A 16499-nucleotide genomic window follows, 5' to 3' on the forward strand; every position below is an offset into this window, starting at 1 on the left:
ACAGTAAAATTCCTCTGTCGAACTATATTTGATAACGAAGACTGATCAATTTCAATTCGGTCATTTCTTCGACCGCATATTTGACGCCCTCAAGGCCATAACCAGAATCTTTCAACCCGCCGTAAGGCATATGATCGAAACGGATACTTGGAATATCGTTGACCAAAACTTGACCGACCTCCAAGTCTGTGCCCATTTGCATCGCTTGTATCAGGTCATTCGTAAATACACCGGCATTTAACCCATATCGGCTGCGGTTCATCAAAGAAACTGCTTCACGACTGTCAGTAACGCTATGAGCGATGACCACCGGACCAAATACCTCTTGGCACGATACTTTCATTCTCGGTGAAACGCTGGTCAATAGGGTTGGGAGCATGATCCCGTCTTTAACGTAGCCACCCGTGAGTACCTCGACACCTTCAGCTTTCGCTTCTTCCACCCATGAAATAATGCGACTTTGCGATCTTGCATTAATTAAGGAGCTTACAACCGTCTGTTCATCTAATGGATCACCGACTGGAATGCAATTAATTTCCTCGCTAAGCATTTGAATAAACTCGGGATAAAGTTCCTGATGAACATATATTCGCTGTGTACTAATGCATACTTGACCGCTGTAACCAAAAGCTCCGAGTGCTGCTTGCTTCGCAATCGATAACAGATGATCACGCACGGACTTATCAATGTACATGGCGGAGTTGCTTCCAAGTTCTAACGTTATTTTTTTCAACCCAGCCATACTTTTTATTGCAATCCCGACTTCGGGGCTTCCTGTAAATGATATTTTTCGGATTCTGTCATCACTAAGCAGCACCTTGCCAAGAACAGGACCTTCGCCTGACACGATGCTTATCGCACCTCGTGGCGCACCCGATTCCGTGAGCAGTTCCGCTAGATAAAAAGCGGAAAGCGGAGTTTGCTCTGCCGGCTTAACGACAATGCTATTTCCGGCGGCAAGGGCTGGCCCGACTTTATGAACCAAGAGATTCAGAGGGAAGTTAAAAGGTGTAATGGCACCTACAACACCGATCGGTTGACGTATCGTAAACGCATAGCGCCCTTCACCACCAACAGCAGCATCCATGGGTACGTTCTCACCGCAGACTCGCTTTGCTTCTTCTGCCGAAAAAAGAAGTGTTTGAATCGCCCGATCTATTTCCGATCTTGCAGCGCTTATTGGTTTTGCTGCTTCCTCACTTAGGATGCGCGCAGCTTCCTCTTTTTGCTGCCTATACAACTCCGCGGAACGATATAAAATTTCTGCCCTTCGATGTGAAGGAAGGCTCCTCATGCGATAGAAACCTTCTTGAGCGGAGGCAATTGCGCCGGTCATCTCCACTGGCGATGATAACGCTACGTCCGCTAACTTCGCTCCGGAATATGGATTGAACAGCTCATAATATCGTTTTGCCTCAACATAATGTCCGTCTATAAAAATTCCCTTGTTCATCTCTCCCCATCAACCTTCCTTTTTATCTATGCAATTTTTTGAATTTTTCCAGTTATATCCCCGATCGTATAGCTGGTTAGTTTTGAATACGTATTCATTTAAGATCAAAAAAATTATGTCAAGCTCGATGTAGTTCTTCTTTTAATTAGTACAGGCTCTAATGTATATTGTTTAGGTGTTTGACGGGACTCCTCCTGTTCAATCATTTCAATGAGCCGTTCAATCGCAAGTTCACCCATGCTTATTTGGGATTGGCCACCGACTGTCGTCAATTGTATGGCGTTATGAGCAGAAATTTTTATATTATCAATTCCGCAAAGGCTCATCTGGTCCGGTACCCGGATTCCAAGCTGTAGCAGATGATCCAGACATTCGAGCGCAATTGCATCCGTTGCCGCAATAATCGCTGTAGGTCTTTCCATATCCTGAAGATTGACTAAATCATCTAAAGCCTCTTTGATATCAACCTCTCTCGCATCGGTAATCTTGACCCACTCATTCAAAACCTCTAGAGAATTACGGCTCATTGCTTCCAAATAACCCTCTTGCCGGCCAAAAAAAGTAGATGCGTACTGTGACCCACCTATGTAAGCGATCCTCTGATGGTCCAGCGAAACAAGGTGATCGACAGCAATGCCTGAAGCTTTCCCATTATTCAACTCAATGAAATTACCGCCCTCTCGATGCTTTCGATTGAATGTGACAACCGGAATGCCCAGATCTTCAAGCTCTGAATAGATCGGGTCATCGATGAGAATGGAGGACATGACAATCCCATCCACACGATGGCTTAAAACCGAATGATACAAGCTGGCGTCATCGCCAATATGGTGAAAATAAACAGACACGTTGTAACCTTTCTCGGCAGCAATGTTTACGATCTTGGTAGTCGTCTCCACATAGAAAGGGTTATTTAAGTGCTCAGAGATCAAAGCAATTGTATTGGTTTTATTCTTAACAAGGCTTCGAGCAACAAGGTTCGGACGAAATTGAAGTTCTTTCATTGCTCTTTCCACTTTTTCCACTGTTGCAGATTTCACTAAACTAGACCCATTTAGTACTCTGGAAACCGTGGATTGTGATACACCTGCTAATTTTGCAACATCATGAGAAGAAATCACTATATCACCTACTTTAATTTTGAATACGTATTCATATGTTCATCATAATTTGAACCAGTTTTCTTGTCAATGAAGTTTTTTTATTGCTCTAACGGGGAAATTCATGCTACTGTGAGATTGGAGAACAAAATCAGATTCGTTACAGGGACGTAACGGAAGCGAGGGAATGGATATGCTATATGAGCTGCGCATTTATACGATGCATGAGGGGAAAATGGACGCAATTCAACAGCGTTTCGACCAGCACACTCTCGTAATTTTCGAGCGGTTGGGGATGAAAGTGAACGATTTCTGGATCGATCAGACTGGCCTTTCGAAGCTGTATTACGTAATGGAATATAGAAATAAGGAAGAACGGCAACGGCAGTGGGATACATTTCGGCAAGACCCGGAGTGGATCAAGGTGAAACGCAAGTCAGAGGAAAATGGGCCGATTGTGGAGAAAATCGAAGAGATTCTCATGAATCGGGCAGCATTTTTTAAGCGTTAGCCTGGATTTGGTAGTTTCTCCTCAAAGCTGGTATATACAGGAAAGGAGCCTCGCTAGACTAGTTACGGGGATCCTTTTCGTTTGCGAATAGATGCCACCGACCTTTTGGCAACCTCCTGGTGTTTACAATTACATTCCTTCATAGTCAATTTGCACTTCTACTTTGTCATCTTTAGCACAATAAAGGATAATTATCTGACGACGACTAGAGAAAATCTTTGACGATTTTTATGCCAGTTCTCTAATCTCTTGTGTTCCTCTGGTCTCCGTGTTAATTTCACCTTTGGAGAAATTCCTATACAGAATATCTTTATGAAACAGATTAACAACCCCCCGACATCAAATGAAATGTAGGCCTCAACATAATTATAAATTATTTCTTTGGTCTCTTCATTAATCATAGTCACACTCCTCCCCGAAACCCTTTATTTCTCAAGGAGTCCCTGTCTTATTAATCACCAATTAATCATCATTATATAACCGCCCATCCCGAAACCTCACAATCTGCTTCGCCTGCTGCGCAATCTATAAGTCATGCGTAATCAAAATGATCGTCCGACCTTGTGCATTTAATCTCTTTAAAATGTTTAAAATCTCCACACCTGTTTTTGAATCTAACGCTCCCGTAGGCTCATCCGCCAAAATAATCGATGGATCTCCCGCCAACGTCCGTGCAATAGCAATACGTTGCTGCTGCCCTCCTGATAACTCCGCAGGAAAGTGGTTCCTCCGATCCAGCAAATCTACTGCTTCCAACGCTTTCAAAACAAGCGGCTCCCGCTGCTTTTTAGTCAACCCTCGATAAATCAACGGTAACTCCAGGATGTCTCTTGGCTCACGATACCTAAAACAATCATAGGAATGGCGCCGATCAGGGAACCTCCACAAAGAAAGCCATTTATATTTCTTCCGCTATGCGTCCCATATCTGGTCCGCAAACTCATTAGCCACGTTCTTATTTAACTCATTAATTTATTGTTTATAGAATTAACTTTGTATTTCTTCATAAAACTTAGCTCTTTTCCATTAGGGTCTAGTCGTAAATTTTGTTGTATCCTAAGTGGGCGCCAAATATCCCTCTCGTTTTTTGTTAGGGGGACTTGTTCACTCGGTTTCCTTTCTATCACTATATTTTATCTACCAATATACATTAAAAATAAGCCCGCGCAATTTGCACGGGTTTTACAGTGTAAGAACGAATTATTATGTTTAAATGAGTCTCTAACCAAACAATTGATCAAGAAGTACTTGCCCAATATCTTTTCATTCCGATCTCAATGCACCAACCGCCCATCCCGAAACCTTACAACCCGCTTCGCCTGCTCCGAAACCTGCCGGTCAAGCGTAATCACAATAATCGTCCGTCCCTGCTCGTTCAACCGCCTGAAAATATCCATGATCTCCACACCTGTCTTTGAGTCCAGCGCCCCTGTTGGCTCATCCGCCAAAATGATCGGCGGATCGCCAGCCAATGTACGAGCAATCGCAACGCGTTGTTGCTGTCCCCCAGACAGCTCCGAAGGAAAGTGTTTCCTGCGATCCAGCAAATCGACCGCTTCCAGCGCTTGCAAAACTAAGGGCTCCCGCTGTTTTCTCGATAATCCCCGATAAATTAAAGGTAACTCCACATTCTCATAAGCGTTTAACCTCGGCAGCAGGTTAAAGCTCTGGAAAACGAACCCTATTTTCCGATTCCGTATCTCGGCCAGCTATGAATCCTTCATGGCGTGAATCTGTTTCCCATCAAGGGTGTAGACCCCTTCATCCGAAATGTCCAAGCAGCCGATGATATTCACTCAGCGTGGACTTTCCAGAGCCCGAAGGCCCCTTAATGGCGACAAACTCGCCTTGCACGATGTCTAACGTAATGTCATCCAACGCACGAATCGTTTCCCCACCCGTATAGTAAAACTTACTTACATGCTCAATTTTGATTAAGGCTGTCATTGTCTTCGCCACCATTATTTGATGCCAAATGAATGAAGTCTGCGATTCCTCAACGTGTCGACCTTACCGCTTCACCTTATAATATTCATGATATAGCTTCATGAGTGCCCTTTTTTCAATCCTCGATACGTAACTCCTTGAGATGCCCAGCTCTTTTGCGATCTCTCGCTGCGTCCGCTCTTCTCCACCAAGCTCCAAGCCAAACCAAAAAACCTTATTCTCGGAATAAGGTTTTTTGGTTACAGAGAAAATTGCTTTGAAAGTTCAATTTTGTAGGAATTAATATGATCGGCAGTACCCGCATTTTAATTTTTAGCTTTAAATGATAAACTGAGGTATGAGGTGATTTGTTTGAATATTTATATAAAATTGGCACTTATATTAGCTATATTATCATTAATTTCTTTTATTATATCTACACCATTAGGTGTGTTACTCTCGTTACTTGGAATCATCATAAGTATTATTAAAATTTCGCAGCGCTATTCGAGATTATCTTTAAGTTTGAATGTGTTACTTTTAATTATTCATATTTTATCTATTCTTTATGTTATTACTAATTTTAAATCAATTGATTAAGATATGTATTGTAAAGTGCGGGGGAGTTTCAAAAAAAAGGTAAGCGCACGCTTACGAAGAGAAACACAATATGATCTTTGTATATATGTCGTTTTCAGGAAAGAAGGAATTATAAAGAATTTATGTTCACCAATAAAACAAAATTCAAGTCAAATACTGATGGGAGATTGGTAATATCCCATCGGTTTTTTGTTATATTTTTGTTATCTTACAACGTAAGGCGAGGGAAAAAGATATACAATACAAAAGCGACTCCCAATCCAGGGAATTTATCTGTTGTTCCTTTTAATACTGGAAATACCACCTATTATAAGGAGTAGCTCCATTGCTAAGGGATATTTCTTAACCTTAACAGCATTTAAATTTAACTCCAGCCGCCAGTTTACACTTTATTTTCCCAAGACTTAAAATAAGTAAGTAGCCTCGTCCCAGTTATACTAACAAGTAGTTCACCGAGGGAACCTAATGTTTTAATAGAATTGATGACAAACCAAAGAATTGTGGTGTTATGTGCGGGTTTTGTTTCCCTGACTTGATTCACTCACACAGTTAATTAATATATAAATTGTTATATACACGGTTCCAATAAATAAGCCAAATAATAGACAAAAGAAAACCGAATTACTTGTTAAACTTCCTTTTATGATTCCAGTTACTTTACTCCAATCAGTTATTGCTTCCCAGCTATTTAATCGATATTCTCTTCCTAATAAAATTCCATACCCACCTGCAACTGAGGCTATTATAACAAAACACCAAGATATAATCTTATTATATAAACTCATGAAAATATATTGCATTTGATATGTTGAGATTGCACCCAGTATCAAGCTAGTCCAAGAAAATAAATTTATTACTAAGAAATCAATCCAGTATGTAAAGCCGATATTTCCTTTATTTACATACAAATCCTTCATTACTGTTAAATGAATGAGATCAGTTATAACGTACGGGGAATTCGGAAAGAAAAGTAACCATAGCATACCGAATAAAACTAGAAGAATAGACTTCACTTTACTACGCTTGTAAATAAGATACATCAAATTAGATAGAACAAGTGGAATCCAAGCCAAAATTAAATTCCAGTTCAAGAAGTCAAAATAGGATTTATTTTTACAAGTAATATAAACAACAACGTTTACTAAAGACAGAGTTATTAGAAAAATATATAGGTTTTTATGGTTTAGATCCTTCAATGAAAACCTCCAACAATTAATGATTTTAACACCTTCTCATACAAACGAAACCAAATACTGTAATCAATATACCTAGTGGTGTAGTTATACGTTTAGCTGAAAATCCTCTTTTTCCAATAATGAAAGAAGCTATTCCGACACTCAAATCAAAGATAAATGCTTTATATAGGGATCTGATACCATCATATAAGATATTCTTCTGAAAAAATAGATAGCAAACAGATGGAAACAAAAATAACGAACAACTTATTTTTTTACACCATTTTAATATTTTCTCACAAAATTATTCTGGCCGGTTAGCTGAGAAGACTGCCGATGATAATCTTCGGCAGTCTTCTCTTGTTATGTCATTGAACAAACGTTCACCGTTAGCATAATTCAACAAGACTACATACACTAATTCAATGCTAAAACACTTGCTACATTAGCGTGATTATTGTTTTTTACTTTTGAACTTTTCAACCAGTTTTAGAAATTCAGGTGTCGTCTTTACACTAACAATACCAAGATCCTTGGGTAGATTTTCATCCTCTACTATTTGAAAACTTAAGATAAATTCCGAGAATGTGTTTGCTACTAAGTAAACATTATTCCATAATTCTTCTTCTGAGGGGTCAAAGTGTTCTTGGTCATGATCCCAAAAGTAAATTTTTCCGCTTACATTCTCAGTTACCCCAATGCAAAGTTGATCCCCACCAGAAATATCCGCAAAAGGTATCATACTTTCAGGCATTCGCCCAAGATAGCTTTCGATATTACTGATTAAATCGTTATTGCCATTTTGCAAGTTATAAAAATAACCCATTCTCCCTCGTTCATTGTGCTTTGGAATATTGGTTATTAGTGAGTAGCTTATTTGATGGTTGTAGTTCATTTCCCCATATGTCAAAAGGAATTTTTTATAATCTTGAGGCAAGCGAAACCCATATTTCTGCTCAAATGAAACAACTAAATTATCAGAGTGAATACCACCTTCACTTGTGATTCCTACCTCTAATAATTTTTGTTTTACATTTTCAAAACTACTCTGCATCTTTATTCACTCCACCCATATAGAGACACATTTACTGGAAATATCTTACCACAAATTACTTACACTTAACTACGTTATCCTCCCTCTATGGAGAAACGCTTTGCTCTTAAATACTCTCGTTTTCTCAGTTTTTGACCATCAATACATTTTAGCAGATAACTTTTCAATGGTATGAAGTTGTAGAGGAAGAAATTTATGGATATACCGAAGGGCAAAAGGCTCTCTACCTAAGCCACCCAATTTAAAAAATGGATGGAATGGTAATGTATGGTTGCACCATTGGATCTCCACATGAGCTCATGGCGGTCAACCCTCCCACATCTCGCAGAGTCTACGCTCCCACATTCCTTCATTCAACCTGTCCATGAGGTGGAGGTCAGATATGCTGCCCGACAGGATCTTCGTCCGTAAGGATAGTGCCTTTCCGACTCATCCGTGCTTCTTGTTATCTTTTCTTTGCTTAGATCATTATCACTGCTGAGTTCGCTATTTAAGCCGCTTGCGGTAACTCTGTAAATCGAGGGATATCCTGCATCATCTTTTCTTCACTGAATTCGTGTCCTTTTGTTAATATGCCGAAAAAGACTCGTATCAGCTTATTACACAAAGCAATAAGAGATTGCATCTTCTTGAGCGGATTCACCTGTCGTTTGGTGTAGTACTCATGCAAATTTCGAAAGGCTGCGTTTTTTGCCACTAATGGCATCATCACCCGAAAGAGCAAAGCGCGAAGACGTTTTCGACCTCGCTTCGTTATCTTCGTCTGTCCAATGTGTGTACCTGATGAATTTGTTTTTAAGTTCAATCCAGCGAGCTTCGTGATTTGTTTGGGATGACGGTACTGACCAACGTCTCCCACCTCAGCTAAAAAACCTGCAATGGTGTCCCTACCAATCCCTTTTATCGCCAACAATAGTTGCACATGTGGGATCTGCATGCGCAGTTCATCCAACTTTGCCCCCAGTTCTTCGAGCTTATTTTGAAACCATTCGTACTGGGTCAGCAGTAACTTTAAGTCCATTTTAGCTAACTCCGAACCTTCTCGTATGCCGACAGAACGGCTCGCAGCTGCCTTCAAACTATTGATTCTACCTAGACCAAGTCCGCGCTTTGCCGCTTCTCTCAAGTGCTGTAGTAAGGTTGTATCTGGCACGTGAACAAGTTCATGCGGCAGTAGATGAAGGTTTAGCATTTGGATGGCAGATTTGCATTCCCAATCTTTGAAGACCGTTAGAAACTCTGGGAAGTACCGATCTAACCAATTATGGACGAGTGCTTGCACAACGCAAAGATCAGTTGTTAGGTGTTCGCGAATTTTCATCGCTTCCCGCAGTTCGGCATAAATACCCTGGGGAAGACTCGGTACAGCGTATCTCCCGTCTTTAACCAGCTGTGCGATCACTTTCGCATCCTTAATGTCATTCTTCGTTGGGGAATTGTCGTCTAGTTCTTTGCTTTTTTTAACGTGCAGTGGATTCACTACACCGTATTTCACTTGTTTTTCTTTAAGAAAATGAGCAAGATTCAGCCAGTAGTGGCCCGTGGGTTCCATGCCGACGATAACGTCTTTAAGCCCTTGTTCCATTGAAATCTCCTGGAACCAGCTCATGAATAACTCAAAGCCTTCTCTATTGTTTTCAAACGTAATTGGCTTCCCGAACTCGACCCCGCGGAAGTCTTGGGCTCTCGCCACATGTCTAAATTTTGCGATGTCGACTCCGATAATTAAGGTAGAAAAAGTGATTTGATTAATTCGTTCATTTTGAGTAGAATGCATGTTGTAGTCTCCTTGGTTTTGTTTTTGGATCTGACGCTGGCCAGCATCTGGGATCCATTAACATCATACCAAGGAGTCTTTTTATTTCTCAAACCTCGTATTTCTTCATAATAGGAATGCTGCCCGTTAACGTAATGAGCTGCCAGCATTTTGTTATTTCGTCTAGGTCTATACCTATAAAGGGAACTTCAACAATTGTTGTTTCCTCATACCTTGTATCGAAAGCATACGCAGTACCTCCACCATCGGAACCGAATATCACTAACCCATCTGCAAATTCTCTGATGGCATATCCTTCATTTAATTCTTCTAACTCGTCAATTGCCCACAGGTGTATATACATGTTTCCTACGGTACCTACCGCACCATTATATTGAACAATAAATTCTTTGTAATCCCTCGGAAATTTTGCACCAAGCTTGCTTTCCGTTTCCATAACTAAATTCATGTTTGTAGGGGGATTCATCTCTAGTCCATTAATAAGATAGTTCAATATATATCCCCCTTTCTAACCAATTTAAAGTCTACCACTTACCTTATATTACCATATAATTGATAGTTATTATTACGGAATTCCTTTTTCAAACCTCCTTCAATTTTTGAAAATGCAAAAACGCTCCTCGTCATATTGAGACGAGAAGCGTTTGCTTCCGGTGCCACCTAACTGGTCGGTACGGCTAACTTAGGATCATCATTTGCATGATAGTCTTGATGGAAACGCCTCAAAGCTACGATCCTCTCACTCCCGTTGCTTCCGTATTTCCTTCTGCACTTGCCGCAACGCCTTCTTCGAGCCACGCTCCATGTCGTGCTGAAACTTGCGGTCTTTATAGCTGGTGAACAGCGTATTCAGATCATATCCCGTAGGATACAACTCGCTGGCTCGTAGTTCTAAGGATACCCGCTTGGCATGCACCTCTACGAGCTGCCCTTCAAATAAAACCGTCATATGGTTGAAGCTATCTCGGCCTTTGTACACGATCGCGGGTTCATCATGCTCTAATAACCGCACACGATCACCCATCCCGTACTCCTCAAGTACAACTTCCGTTTCATCCGTATGTGCCACTACCGGCTTCTTCATCACTTTACTTTCATGAAGGAGATCCAACCGATAGTTCTTACTCTTCATATACAGCTTCGCCCGCCCCAATACCTCATCTTTCAACTCCATCCTCTTCGAGATCCAAAGCGCATTGCTCTCGCCCGATTGCCCAATCAGTAGCTTATATTGCGGCTCTAAGGTCTCGTTGTCGAATGCCATGGCTGCGTTCATGAAATCCGGATGCCGTTCCGAAAATTCCTTAATCTCTCCATAGTGCGTGGTCGCAACCGTCATACAACCCATTTGGTAAAATTCTTCCAGAATCGCAATGGCCAGTGCCGCACCCTCATTGGGTTCCGTTCCGCTACCAATCTCATCAAACAACAACAACGTATTCCGATTCGCTTGGCGCATGATCTCGGCTATATTTTTCATATGGGACGAAAAGGTACTAAGCGCATTCTCCAGGCTCTGATTATCCCCGATATCAACGAACATACGATCAAACACAGCCACTACGGTAGACGCATCCGCCGCGATGTGAAATCCTGACATCACCGCCAGCGCGATCAAACCGACCGTCTTCAGGACAACCGTTTTGCCCCCCGCATTCGGACCCGTAATGACCAAACTGCGATATCTATCGCCAATTTCAAAATCCAGCGGAACCGCACCTCCGGACAATAACGGATGCCTGCATCGGACCAACTTAATCGTCCCGTGGTCGTTCACTTTAGGTGCGATTCCATCTATGCTTTTGCTAAATTTTCCTTTGGCGAAAATCATATCGTACAGACTAATCAAATCAATATTGACCGTTATCGGCTGGGTTTGATTTGCGACTAAATCCGATAGAGCCGACAGAATCTGAAGCTCCTCCATCCCCTCCTCCATCTTGAGACCCGAAAGCTCTGCGTTATACTTGGCAACAGTTAACGGCTCCATAAACACCGTCGATCCCTTGGAAGATATTTCGACAATCGTTCCAGCCACTTGATGCTTATAGGCAGCTTTAATCGGGATGGTGAAGCGGTCATTTTTTTTGCTGACAAAAAACTCCTGAATAACCTCCTTGTTCGCGCTGTTCTTCAGAAACTTTTGCAGCTGCTCCTCAATCTTTGCCTCGGCAATATCAATATGCTTGCGGATTCGTCTGAGCTCTTTACTCGCCCCGGAGTCCACCCGATTCCCTTTAATAGCTTGGTGAATTGCATCTTCAATGTTCTGGAAATCCCACATGGAGTTGGCATAAGCACTTAGCTTAGGAGCGTAGAATTCCTTCTCGGTCATGAACTTCTTGACTTTCCGGCAACCTCGGAGAAAGTCAGCAATGGCAATCAGTTCGGTGGGATCCAGCACCATCCCTTTTTCCAGCTTCTCCATCATGAATTTAATATTCGAAATCCCCAGCAGCGGCACATGTCCCTCGGTATCCAGAATCGCGCGGGCTTCCGTTGTTTCAAGGAGACGTTGCTTCACTATTTTGAGGTTTGAACTTGGTTCGAGCTGATGGATCAGTTGCTTGCCCAGACTGCTTACACAATAGCTTTGGACGAGTGTCTTCAATTCGTTATATTGTAATTTGTCCTTTGTACTTGGATTCATCTTTGCATTCTCCTCACGATTGGGTGATCATGATGAAGATCCCTGCACCATAAGATTTCAACGTTTATGCCCAAATAAGCGCAAAAAAAGCTGCGGGAAACCCACAGCTCATTACACTCAATTTACATGACGTTACATATAGATAAAAGCCATCAGCTGACAAGGGATTTGTGTCCAAAGCCGCAGTGTACTTCCTCTGTTCGAGTCATGGTTCATGATGTATTCGCAGGGTTCTTCATAGGTAACTTAAATAAAACTATCATATAGGATTTTAAGAAACGGTATCCCGCTTCACCTATAGAATAGAATGTTATCTTCTTAAGTTATGCCTGTTGAAAACCTGCTACACTCATAAAACACCTCGTAGGGAATGTGTCTTGCATTGAAATCGTATGATGTAAGTAGGATATATGATTTGATGTGGGAAGTCAAGGGTTTAATGACCGCTAGTCAATTCTTAAATAATCATTTGGCTGGTGGAATACTTTCCGAAGTATTTGAACTATCCTGCCCGAAGCGCCAAAGACCACCACGCTCTACTGCGCGTTCGTATTATGAGGTTAACCAGTTTTTACTGGTTGACCTCTTTTGAATTTTAGAGGTTTAGTAACGGTAGCCGGGGGCGAACGTCACTGCCCGTGGGACCGTTATCCCGTCAGCTAAACTGTTCACCCCCTACTTGTAGAAACATGTTGAGGCTGGTTGAGACAATGATCTCGAATAACAAGCGAAGCTATGACACTGCAAGAAGGAGACATTGGGCTAAAACGAACAATACTACTTAATGAACTCCAATCCATCATTCAGCCTCACTTATATTCATAATAGGTATTATATCTCCATCATCAAGATACTTCCAAAATCCAAGGGAGTCTGATTACTCATAAAAAATCATGTGCGATTTATCGTCTTTGTAAAATGAAAGTCTATCCTGTAAAGTACCAGTATGGAATTCAAATTTATGCCCATCAGGGTCAGTAAAATAAACTGACTTTCTATCCTTCTCATCACGTGTACGACCTGGGAGAATATTTACACCTAAATCTTCAAGCTTTTTTACCGCAGTATCAAAATCTTCGCTTTCTACAGAAAAAGCTATATGTGTATATGAATAGTGAATTTCATTCCGTGGAATGTCGTCCTCCACATTTAATGCCAGCCATAAACCGTTCAAATCAAAATAAGCCAACTTTCTGCCCTTGACTATTAACCGTGCATCAAATATAGCCTTGTAAAACGCAATTGATTTATCTAAATCATTAACAGAAAAGAGCAAATGATTAATGCTTCCGATTTTCAACTATGTTCCCCCCTCCTTACTTCATATTCGTTGGAGTTATTTTAACATTCCGTTACTTCAATGAAAATCAGGGAGCATCTGCCGTGGCAATCTGCCCCCTGATTATTCCACTAACTTTACCCGTTAGCTCAAATGTAACTAATTTTTCTCATTTTCCTCTGCAATCAACTTTCGGTACATTATAAAACATTCTTCAGCTTCTTGAATATCTCCCATCTTTGTTAGTACAACGCCTTTGTTGTAGTAATAATCTAAATCACTCGGATTTATCTCAATAGCTTTATTAAAATGTTCTAATGCTTCCTTATACAAGAATTGATAATACAAAAGGTTCCCCAAATTGTAATGAGCTTCGTCATTATCGGGGGTTATCTCAATACATTTTTTATAGCTTTCAATTGCTGCATTGTCTGATTTTAGTTCCTCCAATACAATTCCTTTATTGAAATGAGCAGATGAATGGTTTGGTTCTCTTTCTATCGCTTCATCATACGCTGATAATGCTTCTCTGTACTTCTCTAACTTCTTAAGCTCATTAGCTTTGTTATAGTACGCAGAGCTAAAAAGAGGGTCAAATTTTATGACCTGTTCATATAATGTGATTGCTTCAATTGACTTTCCCTGATATGACAAAGAATTCGCCTTATTGTAAATACAATCAGCGTTATTAGGTTCTAATTCTAACGAATTGTCAAAAAAGGTGATGGCTTCATTATGACGTTCTAATTCAGCTAGTGCATTTGCTATGTTGAAAAATAGCGTTGCATTGTTTGGATGAAAATGTAATGCTTTTTGAAAATAAGTAATTGCCTCTTCAAAATTTGACTGTTGAGCTAATTTTATGCCTTCTCGGTTTAGTTGGTATGCTTGTTGTTTTTGAATATCCATCTATAACCCTCTCCGTTTAAAAACCACTTTACATAATATATCACCAAATTTTCTCTATATTACTCGTTTAACTATGCTGCCAGTTAGCTGAGAGGGCTGCATTCAATGCTGTCGGCAGCCTTCTCCTGATGTCTATTGAGCTATAGTTACTCGTTAGTTTAACGACGTACTGAACTGAACATCAGTCTTCCAAATTGTACTCATCAAGGTCTTTTGCGTCTTTAAAAAAATCCATAAAGCTTTTAACTAAGGATTGGTCTTTACTTATCATGAGAGTAAGTCCAGAATCCCAACAGACAATTTCTACTTCAGCTTTTGGATGTTGAACTGTGGCTCCTGGTTTCCAAAACCCTGGGTTACCATCAGCAAACGGAATAACGCTCAAATTATTAATATCAATCTTCTCCGACTTTCTAAATCCTGAGATTACACCCCAAATAAATTGGATTTTATTCTTGCCAATTAAATTTGTTAATTGCTCACCTGAAATCCAGTATTTATTATCTCTATCCCAAGTCCCTTTATTTACTTGATATTCTCCGAAGTAGTTCAAAAAATCATCTGGTATCCAGTTTAGTTCTAAATCTGTTAATAACCAATTATAATCGTGTTGTCGATTTTGAAGAGCCTCGAATATAGGGCCTAGGTATGTATAGTATTGAATCTGTTTAGAGTCTTTTAATATTGCATTCAAAAACGTTCACCCCTCATTGAATGTAGGATATTTAAATAATTCGCTAGGTGATTAAACTCTCCTGCCCAATCGTATTATGAGGTCACCAGATCTTTCTGGTAGACCTCATTTTTGTGGTGTCTTAATATAGCGGTAGCCGGGGGTCGAACGTCACTGCCCGTGGGACTTGGATTCCGAGAGCTATTCAGTTCATCCCCCTACTTGTTCAACCATGGTTAGGGTGGTTGGGACATGAATCCCGTATCACATGCGATAGTGTGGAAGACAAGAAGGTTAGGGGTTACCGGTGAAAATATTTCAGGAGTGATGTCATGAATCCAGTCATTGGTGTGGATGTTTCAAAGGGAGAGAGCCATGCACAAGCTTTTTTAGACCGTGGAGTACCTCATGGGAAGATCTTTAGGCTATTAGCTGGAATAGTTTAGCGAAGAAAGCCAAAAGGAACTCATGTTTATTTGAATTGAAGTTTCTCGTTAGAACTTACCAAAGAACGTTTGAATGATTCTGTCGGGAATGAGATCAAGTTCTTGTCAAAATCGGGAATGGGATCAAGTTCTTGTCATTGCCTTGTGACAAGAACTTGATCCCATAAAACAAAAAAGCCGCGATTTACGCGGCCGATAATGAGATAATGTTCTTGTCACCCGACATTTTTCTTATAAGTTCTTTTCTTATGACACAATAATTTATAACCCCTAATGATATAAGATCGTTTATTGACACGTTAATTCCGATTTCTTCTTGAACTTCCCTGACACCATCTTCTATCGTTTCATGGGCTAAAATATGTCCGGCTGCTGTAATATCAAACAGGGAAGGATAATCCTTTTTCGTATCACTACGAAAGCAAATAAATATAATCTTGACCTGCCTCTTTATATTATTATCATCAAAAATATTGAATAATTCATTTTCGATTTTCTTATTCCCCCAAATTTATTTCCAGATAGCATCGAAAATGATCTGTCATATATACAAGCGAGAAATACAACCAATTCATACTTCTAGTGCATCTGCATCACCATTATATTCCATATAATTACTTCATTATCCTCCCGTTACTTTAACGGACAACGGCAGCCGATCGAATACCGGCTGCCGTTGTGTTGTGCATGAACTATAGTTCCTCGTAGCATAGCGACCAAAACAAATATGCGTGTTTATAAACGCTTAATTAGTAAGGACACCTTTTTGGTGTTGTGATAGTAATCATTAACAGCATCTTTTTGACTAAACTGAACTTCATCATCATTTATAGCAACCAAACATGTATCACAAAACAAACGATAAAAATTGAGATAGATTGAATCTCTTTCCTTTGGTAGTGGTGAACAGTCCCATCTCAGCAATTTGAAGTGCATTTAAATCATT

General features: G+C 40.4%; 11 protein-coding genes and 3 pseudogenes. 1 reads left to right on the top strand and 13 read right to left on the bottom strand.

The window, feature by feature from the left end; all coding sequences use genetic code 11:
* Positions 1 to 22: 22 nt before the first annotated feature.
* Positions 23 to 1453, bottom strand: coding sequence for an aldehyde dehydrogenase family protein (locus ACSQ8O_RS33805; protein ID WP_436245274.1), 1431 nt, complete (start codon positions 1451 to 1453; stop codon positions 23 to 25).
* A 113-nt stretch (positions 1454 to 1566) separates the two neighbouring features.
* Entirely contained in the window at positions 1567 to 2574 is a 1008-nt protein-coding gene (locus tag ACSQ8O_RS33810; RefSeq protein ID WP_436245275.1) for a LacI family DNA-binding transcriptional regulator, read from the bottom strand.
* Positions 2575 to 2740: 166 nt separating this feature from the next.
* On the opposite strand from ACSQ8O_RS33810, the gene ACSQ8O_RS33815 reads away from it, so the two are divergent.
* Positions 2741 to 3064, top strand: a complete 324-nt coding sequence (locus ACSQ8O_RS33815; RefSeq protein ID WP_436235136.1) for an NIPSNAP family protein — start codon at positions 2741 to 2743, stop codon at positions 3062 to 3064.
* A gap of 528 nt (positions 3065 to 3592) precedes the next feature.
* On the opposite strand, the pseudogene ACSQ8O_RS33820 reads toward ACSQ8O_RS33815, so the two are convergent.
* From ACSQ8O_RS33820 to ACSQ8O_RS33870, 11 genes and pseudogenes are all read right to left on the bottom strand, one after another.
* Positions 3593 to 3886: pseudogene (locus tag ACSQ8O_RS33820) on the bottom strand (ATP-binding cassette domain-containing protein); the annotation flags it as partial.
* 452 nt (positions 3887 to 4338) lie between these two features.
* Positions 4339 to 5011, bottom strand: a pseudogene (locus ACSQ8O_RS33825) (ABC transporter ATP-binding protein).
* Between the two features lie 63 nt (positions 5012 to 5074).
* Positions 5075 to 5215: pseudogene (locus ACSQ8O_RS33830) on the bottom strand (sigma factor-like helix-turn-helix DNA-binding protein); the annotation flags it as partial.
* 881 nt (positions 5216 to 6096) lie between these two features.
* Positions 6097 to 6786: a DUF1361 domain-containing protein gene (locus ACSQ8O_RS33835; protein ID WP_436245276.1), complete on the bottom strand. Its 690-nt coding sequence runs from the start codon at positions 6784 to 6786 to the stop codon at positions 6097 to 6099.
* A 433-nt stretch (positions 6787 to 7219) separates the two neighbouring features.
* The gene (locus tag ACSQ8O_RS33840; RefSeq protein ID WP_436245277.1) at positions 7220 to 7819 is read right to left on the bottom strand and encodes an SMI1/KNR4 family protein; all 600 of its coding nucleotides are present in this window, start codon (positions 7817 to 7819) and stop codon (positions 7220 to 7222) included.
* Between the two features lie 490 nt (positions 7820 to 8309).
* The gene (locus ACSQ8O_RS33845; RefSeq protein ID WP_436245278.1) at positions 8310 to 9596 is read right to left on the bottom strand and encodes an IS110 family transposase; all 1287 of its coding nucleotides are present in this window, start codon (positions 9594 to 9596) and stop codon (positions 8310 to 8312) included.
* 88 nt (positions 9597 to 9684) lie between these two features.
* A complete protein-coding gene (locus tag ACSQ8O_RS33850) occupies positions 9685 to 10089 on the bottom strand; it encodes an SMI1/KNR4 family protein (protein ID WP_436245279.1) in 405 nt (134 codons plus the stop codon).
* Positions 10090 to 10335: 246 nt separating this feature from the next.
* Positions 10336 to 12246, bottom strand: a complete 1911-nt coding sequence (locus ACSQ8O_RS33855) for an endonuclease MutS2 (protein WP_436245280.1) — start codon at positions 12244 to 12246, stop codon at positions 10336 to 10338.
* An 877-nt stretch (positions 12247 to 13123) separates the two neighbouring features.
* Positions 13124 to 13546 carry a metallothiol transferase FosB gene (gene fosB / locus ACSQ8O_RS33860; protein WP_436245281.1) on the bottom strand — a complete coding sequence of 141 codons (423 nt, stop codon included), beginning with the start codon at positions 13544 to 13546 and terminating at the stop codon, positions 13124 to 13126.
* A 138-nt stretch (positions 13547 to 13684) separates the two neighbouring features.
* Positions 13685 to 14434, bottom strand: a complete 750-nt coding sequence (locus ACSQ8O_RS33865; protein WP_436245282.1) for a tetratricopeptide repeat protein — start codon at positions 14432 to 14434, stop codon at positions 13685 to 13687.
* A 181-nt stretch (positions 14435 to 14615) separates the two neighbouring features.
* Positions 14616 to 15128 (bottom strand): hypothetical protein, encoded by a 513-nt coding sequence (locus tag ACSQ8O_RS33870; RefSeq protein WP_436245283.1) that lies wholly within the window; start codon positions 15126 to 15128, stop codon positions 14616 to 14618.
* Positions 15129 to 16499 lie beyond the last annotated feature (1371 nt).

This window comes from Paenibacillus sp. LjRoot56, from assembly GCF_964253335.1.
Classification (GTDB): domain Bacteria; phylum Bacillota; class Bacilli; order Paenibacillales; family NBRC-103111; genus Paenibacillus_E; species Paenibacillus_E allorhizoplanae.

Excerpts from the sequence above, each read along its gene's own strand:
- ACSQ8O_RS33840 (WP_436245277.1), bottom strand. The coding sequence starts at position 7,819 with ATGCAGAGTAGTTTTGAAAATGTAAAACAAAAATTATTAGAGGTAGGA.
- ACSQ8O_RS33845 (WP_436245278.1), bottom strand. The coding sequence starts at position 9,596 with ATGCATTCTACTCAAAATGAACGAATTAATCAAATCACTTTTTCTACC.
- ACSQ8O_RS33805 (WP_436245274.1), bottom strand. The coding sequence starts at position 1,453 with ATGAACAAGGGAATTTTTATAGACGGACATTATGTTGAGGCAAAACGA.
- ACSQ8O_RS33815 (WP_436235136.1), top strand. The coding sequence starts at position 2,741 with ATGGATATGCTATATGAGCTGCGCATTTATACGATGCATGAGGGGAAA.
- ACSQ8O_RS33865 (WP_436245282.1), bottom strand. The coding sequence starts at position 14,434 with ATGGATATTCAAAAACAACAAGCATACCAACTAAACCGAGAAGGCATA.
- ACSQ8O_RS33855 (WP_436245280.1), bottom strand. The coding sequence starts at position 12,246 with ATGAATCCAAGTACAAAGGACAAATTACAATATAACGAATTGAAGACA.